Below are 20,009 nucleotides of genomic sequence, written 5' to 3' on the forward strand. Positions count from 1 at the left end.
TTGCGTCTGAGATTGGCCCATCTGGTGCGCAAAAGTCTATCCTTCTGCCGCAAACAAGCCAACCTTGAGACGCTGCTTTGGCTTTTCATCCATCGCTACAACGCGTCATTACCCTGAACCCTCGACCAGCCGCATTATCCAGTCTGTTATCCGTACCGCGCCTTGTGTTCTTTCTTCAGCCGCGCGTACTCCTCGTTGGCCTCGGCCTCGTCCCACTTCGCCTTGAAGATACGGGCGGACTCGGCCTTGACCGGGTCCTCCGGGGTGCGGGGCAACTCGGGGCGGCCGTGTGCGCCGCTCTGGCCTCTTTTGTCCTCGGGCACCGGCCCGGCGTACTTCTTGCCTCCCTTGTGGTTGGCGTAGCGCCGGGAGCGGGTAAAGCCCATCTGGAGGAACTTGCGGGCCATGTCCGCCCCCACGAAGTCCCCGGCCCGCAGGTAGGCCAGGAACATCGCGTACAGAGTCTCGCTGCTCTGCCGCGCCGCCTCGGGGGTAGCAAAGCGCCAGTGGGGCAGCAACTCACTCTTGTACGGCTGCACCAGCAGCACGCCCTGCTCGCCCACGCCCACCCGGTACAGTTCGGGGTGGGCGCGCAGGTCGAGGTGGGCGTAGTCGAGGGAGTAGTCGAATCTGGGCATACGTCTGGCAGAAGGAGCAAGGCAGATGGCAAAAGGCGGAAGGCCAAACGCCTTTTGCCATCTGCCTTCGGCGTCCTTCAGTTCATCCGGTCGTCGTCCAGCATCGCGCTGAGCATCCAGCGAATCTTGTCGATGGTCTGCGCATAGCCGTTGTACATGTCAGCGGTGGCGGGGTCGTTGGCGTCGTCCACGGTCTGCGAGTCGTCGCGGTAGCCCTTGCCCACGCGGGTGAGGTCGGACACCAGGTCGGCCACCTGGGTGCGGGCGTCACGCACCGTCTCGGTGGGCACCTGCACCACGCTGAAGCGGGCGATGTCGGCGGGCGCGGCGATGGGGCTGCCGCCCAGGGCCACCAGCCGCTCGGCCTGCTCGTCAATGCCGGGGAAAATTTCCTCGATGAACTCGTCGTAGGCGAGGTGCAGGTCGCGGAAGAAGCGGCCCCGGATGTCCCAGTGGTACTTCTTGAACTTGAGGTACAGGCTGATGGTGGTGGCGAGGTTGCGTTGCAGCGTCTCGCTGACCGTCTGGAACTCCTCTTCCGAGAGGTAGCCGTGGTTCACCAGCTGGTTGTTGACGGTGTCGAGGTGCGCGGCGTCGGCCTTGGCCTCACCCTCGGCGGGCACGCCGGGTGCGCCCTCGTCCTGCACGTTGGTCACCTCCAGCTCCGGTGCCCCCTGCGCCTGGGCCGCGCCCGCCTGCATGGCCTGGTCAGCCTGCTCGTCCGCAGTCTTTTTCTTGCGCGTTCCGCCGGTCTTGGAAGCCGATTTGGTCGCTTTCGTCATGTGTCCACGCTACGCCGCCACATGAAACGCGCCTATACGGCGTTTCTTTACGCTTGACGGTCCGGCGGCGGCTGTCACCGGGCGCGCACCACCCGCACCCGGTTATGCTGGGCCTCTCATGACCGACTCGCCGGACACGGACAGGCTGTCCGCCCTGCTGGACGAGCTGCGTATTCTGCTTCAGGGCACCCAGGTTCTCACGAGCTTCCTGATCATCTTGCCGTTCAACGCGAGTTTCCGCGACCTGGTGGCCTCCGAACGCTGGGTGTACGCGGCGACCTTTCTGTGCTCGCTGACCAGCCTGGTGCTGCTGAGTGCCCCGGCCCTGCACCACTACCTGCGCCGCCCGGTCCGCCATGTCGAGCAGTTCAAGGCGACCACCACCGCTCTGGTCCGGGTGGGGGCCGTCTTCATTTCCCTGGCCCTGGTGCTGACCACCCGGCTGGTCACGGCCCAGGTGATGTCCGGTGCCTTTGCCTGGATCGCGCCGGGCGGCATTGCCCTGCTGCTGCTGGGGGTGTGGTGGGCACTGCCCCTCCTGCATGAGCGCCGCGAGTACGGGGGACCCAAGACCTGAGGCCCCCAGCGGCGAGCCGGAACCGAGGGACCGGGTAGGCGCGGCAGAAAAAAGGCCGGAGTGGCCGGAAGCCGTATCAGGCCGGCCCGAAGACGAGGCGGCCCCCGGCCACGTCCATGACCACCGCGCCCGCATCCAGCAGCTCGGTCAGGTGCGCGCTGACCACCGCGCGGTTGAGGACCACCGCCCCCGCGTTCGTCATCTGCACGCCCAGGGCGTCACACACGCGTGCCAGCACCTCGTCCACCGTCGCCGGGCCGGCCTGAAGGGCTTCCCGCACGACCTGCGTGGTGCGCTCGTAGGCGGCGAGGTTGGCGGCGACCAGACCGGCCAGGTCCTCCGTGGGGTCGCCGTGGCCGGGTAGCACCACGCGCACGCCCGGCAGCGTTCCCAGCCGGGCCGCGGCCTCCTTCTGCGGGCGGGAGGCGGCGCAGAAGGTCAGGGGATGCTTTTGCAGGGCGTCCGGGCCGAAGAGGGCGTCGGCGGCATACAGCACGTCGCCGCAGCGCACGGCGTACATCTGGACCGCGTGGCCGGACACGTCCAGCAGCTCCACCTCCACCCCCCCCAGCCGCACCGGGCTGGTCGCGGGGAGGGGGCGGGCCGGACTCGCCGGGGCCAGCAGGAACTTGGTCCGCAACTCGCGGGGAGGCAGCGCCCCGAACAGCGACAGGGGTTCCAGCACCGGGTGGTTGATGACGGCGGCTTCCAGCGGCGGTGCGTGGACCTCCAGCCCCGGAAAGCGCTTCAGAATCAGGGCGTTGCCGCCGTGGTGGTCGGCGTGGCTGTGGGTGTTCAGGATGGCGGTGGGGGTGAGGCCCGCGCCCTCCACCGCGCGCAGGAGCTTGCGGGCGTGCGAGTCTTCCAGGCCGGTGTCCACCAGCAGCGCCCCGCCCCGGCTGCCCTCCACCACCACGCTGTTTACCGCGCCCGGCAGGAAGTGGACGCCCGGCGCGAGGGTCACGAGTGCGGGGTGCGGGAGGGGTGGGGTCATGGGAGACAGGGTAAGGGGCCGGGAAGGTAAAGGTGGGCGGGTGGGGAGAGGAGTACGCTACGCGAATGCCCTCTTCGGAGCAGCCTGCTCAGCCCCGCAGTCCCCTTTCCCGCTGGTTTCTGGAAACTGAACCCCCCGCGAGCGACCACGAGGGCTTCTACGAGGGCGAGCAGGCGGCGCAGGCGCAGCAGCACAAGCACCCCTGGTGGCAGGTGATGTGCCTGACCGGCGTGGACTACTTTTCCAGCCTGGGCTACGCGCCGGGCATCGCCTTTCTGGCGGCGGGGGCGCTCTCGCCCATCGCCACGCTGGTGCTGGTGGCCGTGATGCTGTTCGGTGCCCTGCCCATGTACCGCCGGGTCGCCTTCGAGAGTCCCAACGGGGACGGATCGCTGAGCATGCTCGAACGGTTGCTGGCCTACTGGCCCAGCAAGCTGCTGGTGCTGGCGCTGCTGGGCTTTGTCGCCACGGGCTTCGTGATTACGATCACCCTGTCGGCGGCCGACGCGGGGGCACACCTGGTCGAGAACCCCCTGCTCAAGGACGCGCTGGCCGGCAAGCAGGTCGTCATCACGCTGGGGCTGCTGGCGCTGCTGGGCGCAGTGTTCCTCAAGGGCTTCAAGGAGGCCATCGGGATCGCCGTGGCGCTGGTGGCGCTGTACCTGGGTCTGAACGTCGTGCTGATCGGGCGCGGACTGGTGGAGGTGGCGACGCATCCCGGCCTGGTGGGAGACTGGTGGACGGGTCTGCGGCACACCTATTTCTCGCCGCTGGCGCTGATCGGCGCGGCGCTGCTGGTGTTTCCCCGGCTGGCGCTGGGCATGAGCGGCTTCGAGACGGGGGTGCTGGTGATGCCGCTGGTGAGGGGCAACCCCGGCGACACCCCCGAGCGCCCGCTGGGCCGGATTCAGAACGCCCGCAAGCTGCTGACCACCGCCGCCCTGATCATGAGCACGCTGCTGCTCACCTCGTCGGTGGTGAGCACCACGCTGACGCCCGCCGCGGCGTTCTGGCCCGCCCTCACCTACACGCACGGCGTGAACTCGGGCGACCTCGCGCGGGGCAGCGCGGCCGTGAACGTGCCGCTGGACGACCCGAAGAACCCGCGGCAGTTCTACACGCTGAAGCTGCCCGCCAGCACTGCGGCCGGGCCGCAGAGCTTCAATGTCCGGGCACAGACGGCGGATGGCCCGGTGTCGCTGGCGGTGACGGTCACGCCCACCTCACCCGGCTCGGCCATGGTGACGGTGAACAAACCGGCGGGCGAGGCGAACGGGCGCGCGCTGGCTTACCTGGCGCACCGGCTGCTGGGCGAGGGCTTCGGCACCCTGTACGACATCAGCACCATCCTGATCCTGTGGTTCGCCGGGGCCAGCGCCATGACGGGGCTGCTGAACATCGTGCCGCGCTTCCTGCCGCGCTACGGCATGGCCCCCGAGTGGACCCGCGCCACCCGGCCGCTGGTGGTGCTGTTCATCGGCATCTGTTTCCTGGTCACGCTAATTTTCCGCGCCAACGTGGACGCGCAGGGCGGGGCCTACGCGACCGGCGTGCTGGCGATGATGACCTCGGCGGCGGTGGCCGTCTTCCTGACCGAGCTGAAGCGGGGGCATAAGGCGGCCTCCCTCTTTTTCGGCGTGATCAGCGCCATTTTCATCTACGCCATCAGCGTCACGATGCTGGGGCAGCCCCAGGGTCTCTACATCGCTCTTATCTTCGTGGCGGCGATTCTGGTGATTAGCGTGGCCTCGCGCGTGAGCCGCTCGACCGAGCTGCGCGTGCAGCAGGTCAACTTCGACGAGGAGGCCGCCCGCCTGCTGCGGGAGACGGTGGGCCGCGGTCTGCCCCTGCGCTTTATCGCCAACCGCCTGAATGCCGGCAATACCCGCGAGTACCGCTTCAAGGAACTGGAAGTGCGGCTGGACACCCACCTGCCCCAGGGCGAACCGGCCCTGTTTCTGGAGGTGGCCGTGACCGACCCCAGCAACTTCAGCGACACCGTGACCGTCACGGGCGTGCAGGTGGGGCGCTACGCCATCCTGCGCGCGCGGGGCAACAGCGTGCCCAACACCATCGCCGCCGTGCTCCTGCACGTGCGCGACCGCACCGGCGTGCCCCCCCACGTCTATTTTGAGTGGAGCGAGAAAGGCCCCGCCGGCAACGCCCTGCGCTTCCTGCTGGCGGGCGAGGGCGACATCCCGCCCCTCACTCACGAGGTCCTGCGCCTAGCCGAACCCGAGCATGTCCGCCGCCCGGTGGTGCATGTGGGCGGGTAGTGCAGAAGAAAACCCCCACCGGGGGGTGGGGGCGTCCAGCCGGACACGGTGACGTGCTGGGCAGGCACCCAGAGGCTCAGGTCAGGGCAGGAGCTTGACCAACGTGTGGATCAGCTCTGCAAGAGCGGTGACCAGCGCCGCGAGGGCAGTTGCAAACGCTGTCCAGGCCGCCAGACTCTTCATCCGGCGCTGGAACTTTGCTTGCTCCGCCTTGCGGTTTTTGGTACGCTTCTTGTGCGTCAAGAGCATCACCAACCTTTCGGTGACCCCTGTGTGTTTGCGGCACATGGGGGTTGCTCCTTTCTGGAGCGGTGACCTCTGACCTACCCGACTTGTCATGCAGCGCGCCCGGCCGGACGGGTTGATCATAACCGCACCCGCACCTCCCCCACGGGTGTAGCCTCTCTCCCGTGTCCGTTCCCGCCGCCGCCCCACCCTTCCGACTCTCGCCCGCACAGCTCGGCCTGATCGCCGCCAACTTCCTGATGTGGGGAGGGTTCTTCGCAGTAATTCCGCTGGTAACGGTGCATTTCGTGGACGGGCGGGGGTGGGCGGCGGCCAGTGTGGGGCTGGTGCTGGGCCTGCGGCAACTGACGCAGCAGGGTCTGACGGTCTTCGGCGGGGCCTGGGCCGACCGGATTGGGCCGAAACCGCTGATTCTGGCCGGGTGCCTGATTCGCACGCTGGGCTTCACCTGGATGGGCTTCGCGGACACGTTGCCGGTGCTGCTGGCGGCGTCGGTCCTGGCGGGCATCGGCGGCGGCCTGTTCGATGCCCCCAAGAACGCGGCCATCACGGCCGTCACGCGGCCCGAGCACCGCACGCGGATGTTCAGCCTGACCAGCATTTCCGGCAACCTCGGCATGGTGACGGGGCCACTCATCGGGGCCGCGCTGATTGGCCTGGGCTTCCGCACGGCGGCGCTGGCGGCGGGCAGCGTGTACCTGGTGGCGGGCGCGCTGCTAGCCGCGACCCTGCCCCACACGCGCCCCGAGCAGACGGCGGGCAGCGGCCTCGCGGGCCTGAGAACGGCGGCCCGCGACCGCCGCTTTCGCCGCTTCACGCTGGTGCTGGTGGGCTACTTTCTGCTGAGTACGCAGCTCAACGTGGCCGTGACCCTCAAGGCCGTGGCGCTGGCCGGGCCGGGCGCGACGGGGCCGCTGTACGGCCTCTCGGCGGGGCTGGCGGTGGTGCTGCAATATCCGCTGCTGCGCTTCGTGGAGGCGCGGGTGCGCACGCGGGTGGCCCTGGTCGCGGCGGTGCTGACGGTGGGCCTGAGCCTGGGGTTGATGGGCCTGGCCGTGACCTTCGGGCAACTGCTGGCCTGCGTGGCGCTCTACAGTCTGGGCACTATGCTGGTGTACCCCACCCAGCAGACGCTGACCGCGCGCCTGGCCCCCGCGGGCCTGATCGGCAGTTACTTCGGCTTCAGCGCCATCAGCCTGGGGCTGGGCGGCGCGGTGGGCAACGTGGTGGGTGGCCTGCTGATCGACACGGGTGAGAAGCTGGGGCTGCCGCTGCTGCCCTGGCTCACGCTGATGCTGGTCGGCGTGCTCACGGCCCTGGGCCTGCGCTGGGCGCTGAAGGACGTGCCCACCCGCGAGGAGGCGGAGGAAGCCGGCCTTTGACAGAGGAAGGCCCCACACTCCGCACAGCGGCAGGCGTGGGGCACATCCGGCAGGGCCGGCTCAGGGGGCGCTGGGGGCTGGAGCCGTCCCGCCAGGCAGGGCCTGGGCCTCGGCGAGGTGCTGGGTGATGATGGGCAGTTGCTGGTTGGCGAGGGCCACCACGTCGGCGTCCTTCCCGGCGGCCTGCTCGTTTTGCATGATGCTCACCGTGAGCTGGTGGCTGACCACCATCTCGCGGGCATAGGCGGCGTCAAAGGCCGCGCCGCTCATGCCGCTCAGGGTGTTGATCTTGAGCTGCAATTCGGGCGGCAGCATCTTGGGCAGGGGCACACCCTTGCGGGTGGCGAGGGCCGCCACCTGGTTCTGGGCGTTCGTGTGGTCGTTGACCATGTGCTGGGCATAGGCCCGCACCGCGTCCGAGGTCGTCTTGCCCAGCGCGACCTGGGCCGCCTGGACCTCGAACAGGTTGCTGCCGGTCGCCGCTTGCAGGAACAGGCCGTCGGTGGTGCTGGCGTTGGGGGCCAACATGGAAGGGGCACAGGAAGCCAGCACCAGCGGAAGAAGGAGCAGGGGTCGTTTCAGCATGGAAACCTCCGGAATCGGGAAATGACGTATGTCGCGCTGCTGACCGCAGCGGTCCGCCATCCGCCTCACCAGTCAGTCTGGCCGCAGAGCCGCCGTGCCGCGTGGCGGACCCCTCAAGGCCGGGCTAATGAAGTCTTGGGGCGACCTCCATCACCCTTGAGCCAGGGGCCAGTCCTTCTCTGCGCCCGGTACACTCGCCCCATGCTCTGGGTGAACGTCTTCATGCTGCTGCTGGTGGGCCTGCTGCTGGGGTGGGTGCCGGTGCTGGGGCCGCTGCTGCTGGGCTTTCTGGCGGGGCGGGCCGAACGGGGGCCGCGGGCGGTGCTGGTGCTGCTGCCCGCGCTGGTCCTCCAGACGCTGGGCCTGCTGGGCGCGCGCTGGCTGGAAAACACCATCGAGGCGCGGGGGCTGGAAGGTGGGCTGTGGACGGCGCTGGCGTGGCTGGGCAGCCCGCTGTACACGGCGCTGGGGCGGCCGCTGGGCAACCTGATCGGGGACAGTAGCCTGACGGCCTTTCTGCTGCTGTTCACGCTGCCTGCCGGGGTGGGACTGGTGCTGGGCCTCGTCACGGCGCGGCCCTCCCGGCGGCTGTAGCCAGACGGGAGGGCCGGAGGGCGGCTGTTCAGGGGTCGGTCAGGGGCGCGAGCGGTCAAGGGTCAGGGTCGGGGCCGTCGCCAGGGCCTGCACGCCCAGGGCCAGCAGGGTGTCCTGCCCGCGCGTGAGGAGGCGCAGGTCGTCCTCGGTCTCGTCGTGGCGCTGGTCGGGCGTCACCCGCACCGGGTAGAGCTGGCCGCCCGGCTTGGCGTAGTTCAGGATGGTGAGTTGCAGGGCGGCCTCTCCCAGCGGGAAGACGCGGGTGGCGGTGTTGCCCACCCCCGCCGTCGCCGCCCCGATGATCGGGCCACGTGCGGCGTACTGCACCTCGTAGGCGAAGAACTCGCTGCATGATGCGCTGCCCTGATCCACCAGCACGGCGAGCGGCCCAGTCCACAGTTGCGGGTTGTCCACCGTTCCGGCATTCCGCCCGTTTTCCAGCCGTGCGCCGCGCTGCACCAGGGTGGGCACGTCCCCGTCCGCCGTGCGCGCCACCCGCGTGAAGGTGGGGACAAAGGCGCTGACCGCGCTGTCGCACTCGGACAGGCTGCCCCCCGTGTTGCCGCGCAGGTCCACGACAATGCCCTGGGCACCACTCGCGCGCGCCTCGCCCACCAGCTCATGCACGCGCTGCGCCACGCCGCCCCCCGCCAGGAAGGTGGGAATCCGCAGCACCGCGACCTTGTTCTGCGCCCCGGTAAAACTCAGCCGGGGCAGGTCGCGGGTGCTGCTGTCGCGCGAGGTCAGGTTCACCGTGAGGGGCCGCCCGATCCGTTCCAGCCCCAGCGTGATCGTGCGCCCCGCCAGCCGCGCCTCACGCAGCGCGTCGTAGGTGTAGGGCTTGCCGTCCAGCGTGAGCAGCACGTCGCCGCGCATCAGCCCCACTTCCTCGGCGGCGCTCTGGGGCACGACCTCCAGCACCACGCGGTTCTGGCCGTCGAGCTTGCCCAGCTTCACGCCGAACTGCCGCCGGTTGCCGCCGGTGGCCGTCGCCAGGAAGTCCTGAAAGTCCTCCGGCGTCTCGAAGAAGCTGTGCTCGTCCCCCAGCGCCGTGACCTCGGCCTCCAGCACGGGGTAGGCCTTCTCGACCGGGCAGGTAAGCATGATGGGCGCGCACACCGCGTCCAGCCGCGTCTGGTAGTCCCGCGTCAGCGCCAGGCGGTCCACCGTGGAGAGGCCGCCGTACTCCTCCTGAAGCAGCAGGTTCACCTGATTGAAGATGGCCTGGGCGGGCGACTGCGCCACCGTGCCGTAGGCTTCGGCACGCGGCGGGGGCATCTTGGACGGCGTACTCTGCGCCAGCGTCCCGGCCCCGAACAGCCCGGACGCGAGCAGAGACGTGGTGGCAAGGAAGACAGACACACGTTGAGCGAGCGGACGGCAGGCCGGGACACGGCGCAGATTGGCGTTCATGGGTGCTCCCATTCTGCGGTGGGCAGATGGGAAATTGGTGGGCCGAAAATGCCGTCCAGGTTGCAATTTCAGCCGCTTCCCCCGCGCCTGAGGGGAGGCTACAGGATGCGCTGGCCCAGCAGGCTGGCGGCCATCCCCACCATCACCTCGGCGGTCTGGTTGCGGGTGTCAAGCACCGGGTTCACCTCCACGATGTCCAGGCTGTTCACGCGGCCCGACTCGCTGAGCAGTTCCATCAGCAGGTGGCCCTCGCGGTAGGTCAGGCCGCCGGGCACGGGCGTGCCCACGCCGGGCGCGACCGTGGGGTCGAGCGCATCGGCGTCGAAGGAGACATGCAGCCGCGGCACGTCCGCGAGGCGTTCGAGCGCCTCCTCCGTGATGCGGGTGATGCCGAGCTGGTCCACCTCCTTCATGGTGTAGGCCTGGATGCCCGCCTCGCGCAGCAGCTCACGCTCGCGGGCGTCCACGCTGCGGATGCCGATCATCACGATGTCCTCGGGGTTCAGGTGCCAGCCGCCGCCCAGGTTCACCAGGGCCGGGTCGCCCCGGCCGGTCAGGTGCGCGACGGGCATGCCGTGGATATTCCCGCTGGGGCTGCTTTCCGGGGTGTTGTAGTCGGTGTGGGCGTCCACCCAGATCAGCCCGGTGCGCGTGCCGGCCGGATTGCCGCGCAGCGCGTTGCCCGTCACGGTGCCCATGCTGACCGAGTGATCGCCGCCCAGCGTGACCGGAAACACGTCCTCCGGCAGGGCCGCCAGCCGCTCGGCGGTCACGCGGCAGGCTTCCAGAATCGGGTCCAGAAACACCAGCCCGGCCGAGGCGTGCTTGTCCAGCGTCTCGGGCAGGGCCACATCTACGTCCCCCAGGTCGCGGACGGTGTGGCCCAGGTCGCGCAGCCGGGCGGCCAGATGCGCGTTGCGCAGGGCCGACGCCCCCATGTCCACGCCGCGCCGCCCCGCGCCAAGGTCCATCGGAATGCCCAGAATATTCACGTTCATGCCCCCAGGGTAGGGCCGCAAAGGGTGTATGCCTCAGGGCTGCAAGAATATGATTCGTGCGCCTGCCAGCCAGCGGGGGGAGCGGTCACGCGGTGAATACTCATGAAGGACTCTTGAGGGGCTTCTCGGAAATCCAGGCCAGTTTTCTTAAGGCTGCCTCGCCAGATGGCACATGCAGCCCTGACACTTGCCGGGCATACTTCGTTCCAGCTCCAGGCGACACGCCGGGCCGGAGGGAGACGCCCACCTCCTCATCAACGGGCGCGCGAGCGGGCCGGAAGTAGGCCGTCAGGTGGGTTCGATTCCCATCACCCGCAGCCAGAATGAAGTAAGGGAGCCGCAACAGGCTCCCTTTTTCGTTGGTCCAGTGTCGTGTGGTCCAATTTTGTGGATCCAGGGAGCTGGCGGGCGAGCGGGGCGGGAAGCCAGAAAGTGGCGGGTGCCGTTTTCCGGAAGGGCGGAACTGGAGCCGCCTGCCACCTATCATCCGGCCATGTCCGAGCGACCGCTGACCAATGCCGCCCGCGTGACCCATCTCCACCGCAGGTTCGGCTTTACCGTGCCCGAGCAGCCTGCCCCGCCCTCCCCCGACCTCCTCACCCTGCGCCGCACCCTCATCAGGGAAGAAGCGCAGGAGGTGGAGGAGGAATGGGGCCGTCTGGAAGCCCGTTTGCAAGCAGGCGAGAACGTCCCGCCCGCCGACCTCGCCCCGCTGGCCCACGAACTCGCGGACCTGCTGTACGTGACCTACGGTGCCCTGACGACCCTGGGCATCGACGCCGACGCGGTCTTTGCCGAGGTCCACCGCGCCAACATGGCGAAGCTCGGCGGCCCCAGACGCGCCGACGGCAAGCTGCTCAAGCCGGAGGGCTGGCAGCCTGCCGACGTGCGGGGGGTGATTGAGGGGCAGGAAGTGGTCAGTGGGAAGTGGTGAGTGGAGGGGCTGTTTCCCACTGACCACCTGACGGTCTGGAAAATTTTATGTGAGAGGCCACAAAACAAGCATCCAGCCGTCTTTGAGCAGCGTGCGTGGGCCTGGGCACCTCACTTTTCTCGTGCCTGGCGGCTCTGGGTTACGGCCGGTACGCTTTGAATTCGCCACGCTGTCAGGTTTCCTGGGTCACCGAATCTGAATCGTCACGCTCTTACTGCCTGTACTGCCCACGATGTTCTTGATTCCGAAGGTCAGCAGATTCTTCGTCTTCCCATTTACCGTCGAGATAACCTGCGCCACCTTGTTTTTGCCCAGGTTCTGCTGACCGTCTCCCCCAAGAACGCGCCAGTTCAGGGTCACTTCATTGACGCCCTTTTTCAGAAAGGGGCGCAGGTCTATATTCGCGTCGCCCAGTACGTAAACGTAATGTTTGCCGTCTACGGTAATCGTCCACTCGAATGGTCCGAAAGCGTGGCTGAAGTCGAGTTTCACCCGGTACTGGTCCCCGGCGCAGGCCAGGTTATTCTGTGGGGGAGCCGAGAACTTGTAGGCCAGCTGCCGCTGATTGGGATAGGCCTGCGGGCTGAACTGGAAGATGGTCGTGGCACGGTTCCCGTACATGACCTTCAACTCCACGGGGACATCGTATAGCCTCCCGGAGTCAGAGAGCTTTTTGGGCTGCCAGTTCAATTGAATCCGGTTCTGAGTCGTCAGGGCGTTCGTGACATTCTGACTGACCAGCTCGTACGGCTTCCCCAAGTTGATGGCTTTGTCATTGAGTTTGACCGTGAGGGGTGTGCGCAGGCGGTCGCCCCCAACCTTCAGCAGGTAAGACGGCTGGGGGCACCCAGCGGGGCTGTTCGGCGTTTCCACCTGCGCGAAAGCGGCTCCAGTGCCGAGGAGCCACACCATGACCACGGTTCCGGCTGGATGACGCAGAGGGGTAGGCAGCATGGTTCACCGTAAAGGCCGAATATGAGCGTCCAGCCAAAGTGACGTGGAGGCCAGAACGGTGGTCACGGTCGGAATACGTCCCAGTCCATATTCTCGTCGGTAAAAACAGAAACTGCCCCCGTCAGGGAACAGTTCCTCATAACCTTTCGGGTCGTCAGCACTCCCCCCTCACGTTCAGAACGGCGTTTCCTCGTCCTGCACGGCCACGGCGGCGGGCCGGGCGGCCTGGGGGCGGGCGGCGGCCGGACGGGCCGGGGCGCTCGCCTGAGCGGGGGCGCGGCCACCACCGGGCACCGCGAAACGTTCCTGGCGCTTGCCACCGCGGAAGATCGCCAGCGTCACGTACTCGAACTCGCCGTCGGCCTTCTCGCGCACGTGGTCGGGGTCGGTGTTCTTGGCCCCGCGGCTGTACTTCACGGCGGCGGGCAGCCTCATCTTGCGGCTGTCCACGGCCTCCAGTTCGCGGCGGCGGTAGGCGTGGCCGCGGTGGATGATCATCTCCTCGCCTTCGGGGTTGGTCCACTTCCTGGCCCCGATCAGGGTCCAGTCGAAGTCGGGTTCGTTTTCCAGCGGGAACTGGTAGCCCCCGGTGGGAATCTCGCCGCTGGTCCAGCCCAGGCGGCCGTACTGGCGCTGAACGTCGAGCAGCTTGTCGGCGCTCTCCACGTCCACCGTGACGCGCGCCCCCAGGTCCGTGATGAATTCGATATGCAGCATGTGTGCCTCCTTACGTAAATAACATAACACAAAGCTGCCAGTCCTGTGTGCCTTTACTCCGTCTCCGGTGGGGCTGGAAGACGGCCCAGCAGCGCGCGCAGGGTGGCCCGCTCGGACAGCGTCAGGCCCCGCAGCAAGGCCTCCTCGTGCGCCACGTGCAGGGCCAGGAGCTGGTCCACGGCCTGCAGGCCCTGGGGAGTCAGGGCGGCCCGCACGGTGCGGCGGTCCCCGGCATCGGCCTGCCGGACCACCCAGCCCCGGCGTTCCAGCCCGTCCACGCGCTTGGTGACGGCGGGGGGCGTGATGACCATCCGCTGGGCGAGTTCACCCAGGGTGAGGCCCTCGGGGGGCGAGGAGCGGCGTAGGGTCGCCAGCACGTCGAAGGCCGAGGGCGTCAGCTCGTGCCGCGCGAAAAAGGCTTCCAGCGCCGCCTGAAGGGCCTGGCTGGCGCGCTGCACGGCAATCACGGTCAGCATCGGTTCCGGGTTCACGTCCGGCCGTGCGGCGTGCCAGTCCCGTTCGATCTGCTCCAGTTCCAGCCGCGGCGTCTTCATCCCCCCGTTTTAGAGCATTTGTCAAAAAGAGACCGTCTTTTTGACCGAGCGAAGCGAGTGAAATAAGGAGAGCATTTGGGAGAATGGAGGCGTTGGAAGCGCTTTTCCCAGGGCGGCGTAATTCGGACAAATGCTCTAACGGGTTTCAGCGCCCGGCGTCTTCATCACGTTGCCGGTCCGTGGCGAGCAGGGCCACCGCCCCGGCCAGGAGGGCGGCGCTGAGGAGGCTGCTCGCCGTGGGGGCCTGCGGCGTCTGGCCCAGCCAGCCCAGGGCCGCTATCACCAGCGCCCCCAGCAGTTGCCCCAGCGTCACGCTGACCGTGCTGAGGCCGACCCCGAGCCGCGCTGCGCTCAGCAGACTGAGAGTCACGTAGGCCGCGCCCAGCAGGCCCCCGGTCAGCAGCCATCCGGCGGGAACCTGCGTGGGCCGCGCTCCGTCCAGCCCGCAGGTCCACAGCGCGAGCATCAGCACGCCCCCCACCAGAAAGTTCACGAGGGTCGCGGCCAGTGGACTGCCCAGCGCCCCCGACAGCCGCACGTTGAAGGCGAGGCCCGCAGCCAGACCCACCCCCGCGCCCAGCGTGCCCAGCAGCACCGCGAGGTTCACGCGGCCCCCCAGAGCCGCACGCCGAGCGCCGCGAGGACCAGGACCAGCGCGGCGGCACGCGCCCGGTTGACCCGCCGCCGCTTCAGGCCCAGAACGCCGAAATGGTCGAGCAGGATGGCGGTCACGACCTGGGCGGCAATCACCAGCGTGGTGGCCAGGGCCGCGCCCAGTGCCCGCGTCAGCAGTACGCTGCCTACCACGTACGCGCTCCCGACTGCGCCGCCCAGCCACACCCAGCGCGGTGCCTGCCGGGCAGCGGCCCAGCCGGGGCGAGTCCTGCTCAGGACCAGCAGCAACGTGAGACCCAGTGTCCCCATGCCGTAGGACACGGCGGCGGTCAGGGTCACGGAATGGAGGTGTTCTGCCAGCGCGCCGTTCACGGCGAACTGGACTGGCAGAAAGCTCCCCGCCAGCACCGCGAGAATGAGGGGAAACAGGGAAGGGCGTACAGTCATGAAGCCTCCTTGTTACCAGTAAATATTTAACTGGTTAAAGAGTCAAGGCCTTCCTGTCTTTCCCCCGCTCCCGCCGCGACACGGTCCCCAGGAACAGCGCCAGCACCTCGCCGTCCTCACCGCGCCGCACCTCCACCCGGTAGGTCGCCAGCGTGCGGCCCACCCGTTCGGGCGTGGCGACCGCGACCAGCTTATCCCCCTGCCGCGCGGCGCGGAAGAAACTCAGGTGCATTTCGACCGCCACCGCCTGCGCCTCCAGGTTGCTGATAAGGGCAAAGGCCTCGTCCGCGAGGCTGAACAGCAGGCCGCCGTGGGCGGTGCCGTGCATGTTCAGGCCGCCGGCGGTGACGGTCAGGGCGACGCGGGTTCGTTCGGGCGTGGCCTCCAGCACGCGCATCCCCAGGGTGTCGGCATAGCTCATGGGGGCAGCGTACCGCCCCCGGCTCATACGGGCCGGAGGCGCAGAGGGCAGCAGCGTTCAGTTCTGCGGCACGAAGGGCCAGGCCACGTCCCCCGCCGGGTCGTTTCCAGTCAGGCCGGCCCAGGGCACCGGATAGACCTCGCGGCAGTCCAGGCCGCCCGGTGTGCCGTGGGCCTGGGCGTACTCGCACACGGCGTCGTAGGCCCGCAGGATGTCGGGGAACACGAACTGCGCCCTGGTCAGCGTCACGAAGGCTTCCGTGTGGGCGGGTTCCTCGCGCACGGTCACGTCGTCCGGCACCGTCAGGCTGCCCGTGAAGGGCACGCACACCTCCACCGGGCCGTCGCTGTCGGCGTTGACCTCGCCGTGGTAGATGACGAAGGCCGCCCCCGCCGTCCGCTCTCCCGTCAGGGCGACCAGCCGGCTGCCCGCCTCCCCGATGAAGTCGCTCAGCTCCGCCACCGTCAGCCGCCGGGTGAGGGTCGCCACCCGCTGGGCGGGCACGAACCGCTGCTGAACGTCAAAAGTCTGTGTCATCTTCGTCTCTCCTTGCAGCTTCTCGATGAGGTACTGCGCCACGCCGCGCCGCCGCCCGTGTTCGCGCTCGACCCGCCCCCACAGCTCCGCGAGCCGCGCGGCCTGTGCCGCGGCCGGGGTCTCCAGCAGCGCCCGCACCTCGCTCAGCGGCAAGTCGAGCTGGCGCAGCAGGCCAATCAGGTGGGCGGTGCCCAGTTGGGCGGGCGCGTAGAAGCGGTAGCCCGTGGCCGGGTCCACCCGGGCGGGGGGCAGCAGCCCCAGGTCGTCGTACAGCCGCAGAGCCTTGAGGCTGAGGCGCGAGGCGCGCGAGAACGCGCCAATCGTGAGGGTTGCTGCCGTGTCCGTCATCCTGACCACCCCCGGAGGTGCAGGCAGTCTGGGGTCTGCCCCAGGGTGAGGGTCAAGCCCGGCGGGGCCGTATCATGCCGTCCATGACCACTCCGTCCGCCCCCGCCGCGACCGCCGGGTTCGACCTGTCCGGCACCACCGACCTCCTGCTGCGTCTGCTGAACACCCCCAGCCCGACCGGCTTCACGGAGGCCGCCGTGCGCCTGCTGGAAGGCGAACTGGCGGCCCTGGGCGTGGCGACCACCCGCACCCGCAAGGGTGCCCTGACCTGGGAGGTCGCGGGGCAGCCCGGCCAGCCGCACACCACCTTCAGCGGCCATGTGGACACGCTGGGGGCGATGGTCAAGGAAATCAAGGCCAGCGGCCGTCTGCGCCTCGCCCGGCTCGGGGGCTACGACTGGGCCACCATCGAGGGCGAGTACGTGCAGGTGCATACCCAGGCGGGCGGGGTCCTCACCGGAACCGTGGTGAACACCTACCAGAGTACCCACGTCCACGGCCCGGCCCTCAGCGAGCTGCGGCGCGAGCAGGCGGTGATGGAGGTCCGCCTGGACGCCCCCACCACCAGCGCCGCCGAGACGCGGGCGCTGGGCATCGGGGTCGGGGACTTCGTGAGCCTGGACCCCCGCGCCACCCTGACGGACGCGGGCTACCTCAAGAGCCGCCACCTCGACAACAAGGCCGCCGTGGCCGTCTTTCTGGGCGTGACCCGCGCCCTGCTGGACCAGCCCCCGGCCCATACCGTCGCCTTTCACGTCACCACCTACGAGGAGGTCGGGCACGGGGCGGCGACCGGCATTCCGGCCCACACCGACGAGCTGATCGCGGTGGACATGGCGGCGGTCGGGGAGGGGCAGGCCAGCAGCGAGCACCACGTCACCCTCTGCGTGGCCGACAGCGGCGGGCCGTATGACCACGCGCTCGGCAACCGCCTGCGCGCGGCGGCGCGGCGGGCAGGGCTGGACCTGAAGGTGGACCTCTATCCCTACTACGCCAGCGACGGCACGGCAGCCTGGCGCGCGGGCGGCGACTACCCGGTCGCCCTGATCGGCCCCGGCGTGGACGCCAGTCACGCCTACGAGCGCACGCACCTGGACGCGCTGCGGGCCACCGCGGAGCTGATGCTGGCGCACGTGCGGGAGGGCTGATACCCCATTGCGATGATTCCTTTGAATCATCCCAGCGGACTTGCAAAGCTGAGGAGTGGCGTCCTCAGGGGCGTCCGTTCACGACGACTGCGCAGGAGAGCGAGAAGCAAAAAGGACGGGGTTGCGGTGATGGACCACGAGCGGGTGAACCTACGTTTCTCCTGGCAAGAAAGGCGAGGGGCCGCCCCTGAGCCTGTGGCCCCTGAAGAACATCCGGTGCCGTCCCGGATGTTCTGGAATCAGAGCAAGCCCGTATGACCTCCCCCTGATGCCGGGCCGACGTGGGGCTGACGTGGCCCCGGCACCTTGCTGGACGTGAAACGTCCCCTGGTCTGCCTGACGGCCCTGCTGTCCCTGAGCCTGCCTTTCGCCCGGGCCGCCACCCTGGTGGGCTACGCCGAACTGCCCGCCGACACCTTCGCGGCGGGGCCGGCCAGCGGGGCCTTTGCCGATGGGCTGCGCGGCAAGCCGCGGTTTGCGGGCCAGCCCGTGCAGGGGTTTTCCGGGGTGCAGTTCGGCCCCGGCGGGGACTTCCTGTTTCTGAGCGACAACGGCTTCGGCGCGAAGAACAACAGTGCCGATTACCTGCTGCGCCTCTACCGCCTGAGCCTTACCGCGAAAACCAGCCCGGCGGCACAGGGCGGGGTGCGGGTGGGCACCTTCATCCAACTGCGCGACCCCGACCGCCGGGTGCCCTGGCTGATCGTGAACGAGGCCAGCCCCAAGCGGCTGCTGACCGGGGCCGACTTCGACGTGGAGGGCTTCGCGGTGGCCCCGGACGGGACGCTGTGGGTGGGTGACGAGTTCGGGCCGTACCTGCTGCACTTTAGCGCCGACGGGCGGCTGCTCGAAGCCCCGCTGCCCACCCCCAACCTCGCCGGGCTGCCCACCCTGCGCGGGCAGGCCCCCATCGTGATCGGGCACCGGGGCAGCTCCGGCACGCGCCCCGAACACACGCTAGCGTCCTACCGCGCCGCCATCGAGGGGGGCGCGGATTTTATCGAACCCGATCTGGTTGTCACCCGGGACGGGGTGCTGGTCGCGCGGCATGAACCCGTCATCGCCGTGGTGGACGCCAGCGGCAAGGTGACCGAGGCGACGGCGGACGTGGCGAACCATCCCGAGTTCGGGAGCCGCCTCACCACCAAGAAACTCGACGGCGTGGACGTGCGCGGCTACTTCGTCGAGGACTTCACGCTGGCCGAACTCCGGACCCTACGGGCGGTCGAGCGGCTTCCCGCGCTGCGGGGCCGGGCCTACGACGGGCAGTTTCAGATTCCCACCCTCGCGGAGATCATCGCGCTGGTCCGCGACGTGGAGGCCAGGACCGGGCGTAAGGTGGGCCTCTACCCCGAGACGAAGCACCCCACCTACATGCAGGCGGCGGGCTTCAACACGTCGCAACTGCTGATAGACACGCTGAAAAAAGAAGGCTTCACCGACCCTGCCCGCGTGTTCATCCAGTCCTTCGAGACGGCGAACCTCCGGGACCTCCGGGCGAACATCATGCCCAAGGCGGGTGTGAATCTGCCGCTGGTGCAACTGGTCAGCAGTCCGGACGAGGCCCCCTACGACTGGACCGCGCGGGGGGACGCCCGCAAGTACGGCGCGCTGACCACCGACGCCGCCCTCCGGGACATCGCCACCTACGCCAGTGGGGTCGGCCCTTACAAGCGCTGGGTCATCGACGAGCGGGGTCAGACGACCGACTTCGTGAGGCGTGCCCACGCCGCCGGGCTGCTGGTTCACCCCTGGACCTTCCGCAACGAACCCCCCTACCTGCTGCCCAGCTACGCGGGCGACCCCGAGGCCGAGATGCGCCAGGCGCTGTGGGCCGGCGTGGACGGCTTCTTCACCGACTTCCCGGCCACCGGGGCGAAGGTGGTGGGCCAGTTCACCGCCCCCGAGGTCCGCAGCCCCCAGAGCCCCGCCTTCGCGCAGGGGGCCAGCAGCAGCGCCGCCAACCTGGGCGCGAGCGGCGGTTTCGAGGGCCTGAGCCGCAGCCCGGACGGCAAGACGCTGTACGCCCTGCTGGAAAAGACGGTCGCGGGGGACGTGCCGGGGCAACTGCGCCTGCACGCCTTCGACCTGGCGACCCGCCGCTGGACCCTGGTCGGCCGCTACGCCCTGGAGGACGCCGCCCACGCCATCGGTGACCTGACACCCGTGAACGCCACGGACTATCTGGTGCTCGAACGCGACAACGCCAGCGGCGCGGCGGCGAAGTTCAAGCGGGTCTATCAGGTCAGCCTGACGCAGAAGAATCCCGACGGCACCCTGAAAAAGACGCTGGTAGCCGACCTGATGAACGTGCGGGACCCGCAGGGCCTTGCGCCCGCCACGCGGGGCGGCGTGTTCTCCTTTCCCTACCTGACCATCGAGAACGTCATCGTGCTGGACGCGAGCACCCTCCTGGTCGCCAACGACAACAACTACCCCGCCACGGGGGGGCGCGGTGCGGATGTCAAGGACCGGACGGAGTTCCTGTGGCTGAAGCTGGATGCCCCGCTGAACCTCGCGGCGGGGGTGGGCCGCCGCTGACGCACGCTTCCGGGGTGGGCCGCCTTCCGCGTGGGGCGGCCCCCTGGGCTGTCCCGCCTGCCCGTGCCCTTTCTCCCACTCCCCCCCCTGGCCCCGCGCTAGCATCTCTCCCGGCCCCTCCCAGCGAGGCGGGGCCACCTCTTTCGGGGCGGGGTGCAACTCCCCACCGGCGGTGATCCGGCGCTGTGCTTTTCAGGCCAGGCCGGTCAGCCCGCGAAGCCCGCGCAAACGCAAGACGCGCGAGGCCCGATTCGGTGCGATTCCGAGGCCGACGGTAAGAGGGGGGCGGATGGCAGCAGGCAGAAGGC

21 protein-coding genes are annotated in these 20,009 nt (G+C 69.0%); 7 read left to right on the plus strand and 14 right to left on the minus strand.

Translation table 11 applies throughout. From position 1 onward, the window contains the following. Positions 1–146 precede the first annotated feature (146 nt). Positions 147–638 carry a DUF4385 domain-containing protein gene (locus ABEA67_RS16920; RefSeq protein WP_345467535.1) on the minus strand — a complete coding sequence of 164 codons (492 nt, stop codon included), beginning with the start codon at positions 636–638 and terminating at the stop codon, positions 147–149. 77 nt (positions 639–715) lie between these two features. Beyond that, positions 716–1,420, minus strand: a complete 705-nt coding sequence (locus ABEA67_RS16925; protein WP_345467537.1) for a Dps family protein — start codon at positions 1,418–1,420, stop codon at positions 716–718. 118 nt (positions 1,421–1,538) lie between these two features. Between ABEA67_RS16925 and ABEA67_RS16930 the strand changes: the two genes are divergently transcribed. Further along, positions 1,539–1,997 (plus strand): DUF6328 family protein, encoded by a 459-nt coding sequence (locus ABEA67_RS16930; protein ID WP_345467539.1) that lies wholly within the window; start codon positions 1,539–1,541, stop codon positions 1,995–1,997. 76 nt (positions 1,998–2,073) lie between these two features. Here the strand turns inward: ABEA67_RS16930 and ABEA67_RS16935 are convergent, their stop codons facing one another. Continuing rightward, a complete protein-coding gene (locus tag ABEA67_RS16935; protein ID WP_345467541.1) occupies positions 2,074–2,991 on the minus strand; it encodes an MBL fold metallo-hydrolase in 918 nt (305 codons plus the stop codon). A gap of 65 nt (positions 2,992–3,056) precedes the next feature. Here ABEA67_RS16935 and ABEA67_RS16940 point away from each other — a divergent pair, with 65 nt between their 5' ends. Beyond that, positions 3,057–5,267 (plus strand): APC family permease, encoded by a 2,211-nt coding sequence (locus ABEA67_RS16940; protein WP_345467543.1) that lies wholly within the window; start codon positions 3,057–3,059, stop codon positions 5,265–5,267. Positions 5,268–5,348: 81 nt separating this feature from the next. Here ABEA67_RS16940 and ABEA67_RS16945 read toward each other — a convergent pair whose 3' ends face one another. Next, a complete protein-coding gene (locus ABEA67_RS16945) occupies positions 5,349–5,555 on the minus strand; it encodes a hypothetical protein (protein ID WP_345467545.1) in 207 nt (68 codons plus the stop codon). Positions 5,556–5,677: 122 nt separating this feature from the next. Between ABEA67_RS16945 and ABEA67_RS16950 the strand changes: the two genes are divergently transcribed. Then, positions 5,678–6,895 carry an MFS transporter gene (locus ABEA67_RS16950; RefSeq protein ID WP_345467547.1) on the plus strand — a complete coding sequence of 406 codons (1,218 nt, stop codon included), beginning with the start codon at positions 5,678–5,680 and terminating at the stop codon, positions 6,893–6,895. 60 nt (positions 6,896–6,955) lie between these two features. Here ABEA67_RS16950 and ABEA67_RS16955 read toward each other — a convergent pair whose 3' ends face one another. Further along, a complete protein-coding gene (locus tag ABEA67_RS16955) occupies positions 6,956–7,480 on the minus strand; it encodes a DUF4142 domain-containing protein (RefSeq protein ID WP_345467549.1) in 525 nt (174 codons plus the stop codon). A gap of 201 nt (positions 7,481–7,681) precedes the next feature. Here ABEA67_RS16955 and ABEA67_RS16960 point away from each other — a divergent pair, with 201 nt between their 5' ends. Continuing rightward, entirely contained in the window at positions 7,682–8,074 is a 393-nt protein-coding gene (locus ABEA67_RS16960; protein ID WP_345467551.1) for a hypothetical protein, read from the plus strand. Positions 8,075–8,113: 39 nt separating this feature from the next. Here ABEA67_RS16960 and ABEA67_RS16965 read toward each other — a convergent pair whose 3' ends face one another. Continuing rightward, complete coding sequence (locus ABEA67_RS16965; RefSeq protein WP_345467553.1) at positions 8,114–9,487, minus strand: S41 family peptidase; 1,374 nt, start codon at positions 9,485–9,487, stop codon at positions 8,114–8,116. A gap of 98 nt (positions 9,488–9,585) precedes the next feature. After that, positions 9,586–10,485, minus strand: a complete 900-nt coding sequence (gene rocF, locus ABEA67_RS16970) for an arginase (RefSeq protein WP_345467556.1) — start codon at positions 10,483–10,485, stop codon at positions 9,586–9,588. A 493-nt stretch (positions 10,486–10,978) separates the two neighbouring features. Between rocF and ABEA67_RS16975 the strand changes: the two genes are divergently transcribed. Beyond that, positions 10,979–11,419, plus strand: coding sequence for a pyrophosphohydrolase domain-containing protein (locus ABEA67_RS16975; RefSeq protein WP_345467559.1), 441 nt, complete (start codon positions 10,979–10,981; stop codon positions 11,417–11,419). Positions 11,420–11,605: 186 nt separating this feature from the next. Here the strand turns inward: ABEA67_RS16975 and ABEA67_RS16980 are convergent, their stop codons facing one another. From ABEA67_RS16980 to ABEA67_RS17010, 7 genes are all read right to left on the minus strand, one after another. Further along, a complete protein-coding gene (locus tag ABEA67_RS16980) occupies positions 11,606–12,373 on the minus strand; it encodes a hypothetical protein (RefSeq protein ID WP_345467561.1) in 768 nt (255 codons plus the stop codon). Between the two features lie 174 nt (positions 12,374–12,547). Beyond that, entirely contained in the window at positions 12,548–13,090 is a 543-nt protein-coding gene (locus tag ABEA67_RS16985; protein ID WP_345467562.1) for a single-stranded DNA-binding protein, read from the minus strand. A gap of 53 nt (positions 13,091–13,143) precedes the next feature. Continuing rightward, the gene (locus tag ABEA67_RS16990; protein WP_345467563.1) at positions 13,144–13,644 is read right to left on the minus strand and encodes a MarR family winged helix-turn-helix transcriptional regulator; all 501 of its coding nucleotides are present in this window, start codon (positions 13,642–13,644) and stop codon (positions 13,144–13,146) included. Between the two features lie 145 nt (positions 13,645–13,789). Beyond that, positions 13,790–14,251, minus strand: a complete 462-nt coding sequence (locus ABEA67_RS16995; protein WP_345467565.1) for a DMT family transporter — start codon at positions 14,249–14,251, stop codon at positions 13,790–13,792. Then, on the minus strand, positions 14,248–14,706 hold the full coding sequence (locus tag ABEA67_RS17000; protein WP_345467567.1) for a DMT family transporter: 459 nt from the start codon (positions 14,704–14,706) through the stop codon (positions 14,248–14,250). Before ABEA67_RS17000 ends, ABEA67_RS16995 begins: the two co-directional genes overlap by 4 nt. A 34-nt stretch (positions 14,707–14,740) precedes the next feature. After that, entirely contained in the window at positions 14,741–15,127 is a 387-nt protein-coding gene (paaI, locus tag ABEA67_RS17005; protein WP_345467569.1) for a hydroxyphenylacetyl-CoA thioesterase PaaI, read from the minus strand. Between the two features lie 57 nt (positions 15,128–15,184). Then, positions 15,185–16,012: a MerR family transcriptional regulator gene (locus ABEA67_RS17010; protein ID WP_345467571.1), complete on the minus strand. Its 828-nt coding sequence runs from the start codon at positions 16,010–16,012 to the stop codon at positions 15,185–15,187. An 83-nt stretch (positions 16,013–16,095) separates the two neighbouring features. On the opposite strand from ABEA67_RS17010, the gene ABEA67_RS17015 reads away from it, so the two are divergent. Beyond that, positions 16,096–17,160 (plus strand): M42 family metallopeptidase, encoded by a 1,065-nt coding sequence (locus ABEA67_RS17015; RefSeq protein WP_345467573.1) that lies wholly within the window; start codon positions 16,096–16,098, stop codon positions 17,158–17,160. 315 nt (positions 17,161–17,475) lie between these two features. Beyond that, positions 17,476–19,701 carry an esterase-like activity of phytase family protein gene (locus tag ABEA67_RS17020; protein WP_345467575.1) on the plus strand — a complete coding sequence of 742 codons (2,226 nt, stop codon included), beginning with the start codon at positions 17,476–17,478 and terminating at the stop codon, positions 19,699–19,701. Positions 19,702–20,009 lie beyond the last annotated feature (308 nt).

It is taken from the genome of Deinococcus carri, assembly GCF_039545055.1.
Classification (GTDB): domain Bacteria; phylum Deinococcota; class Deinococci; order Deinococcales; family Deinococcaceae; genus Deinococcus; species Deinococcus carri.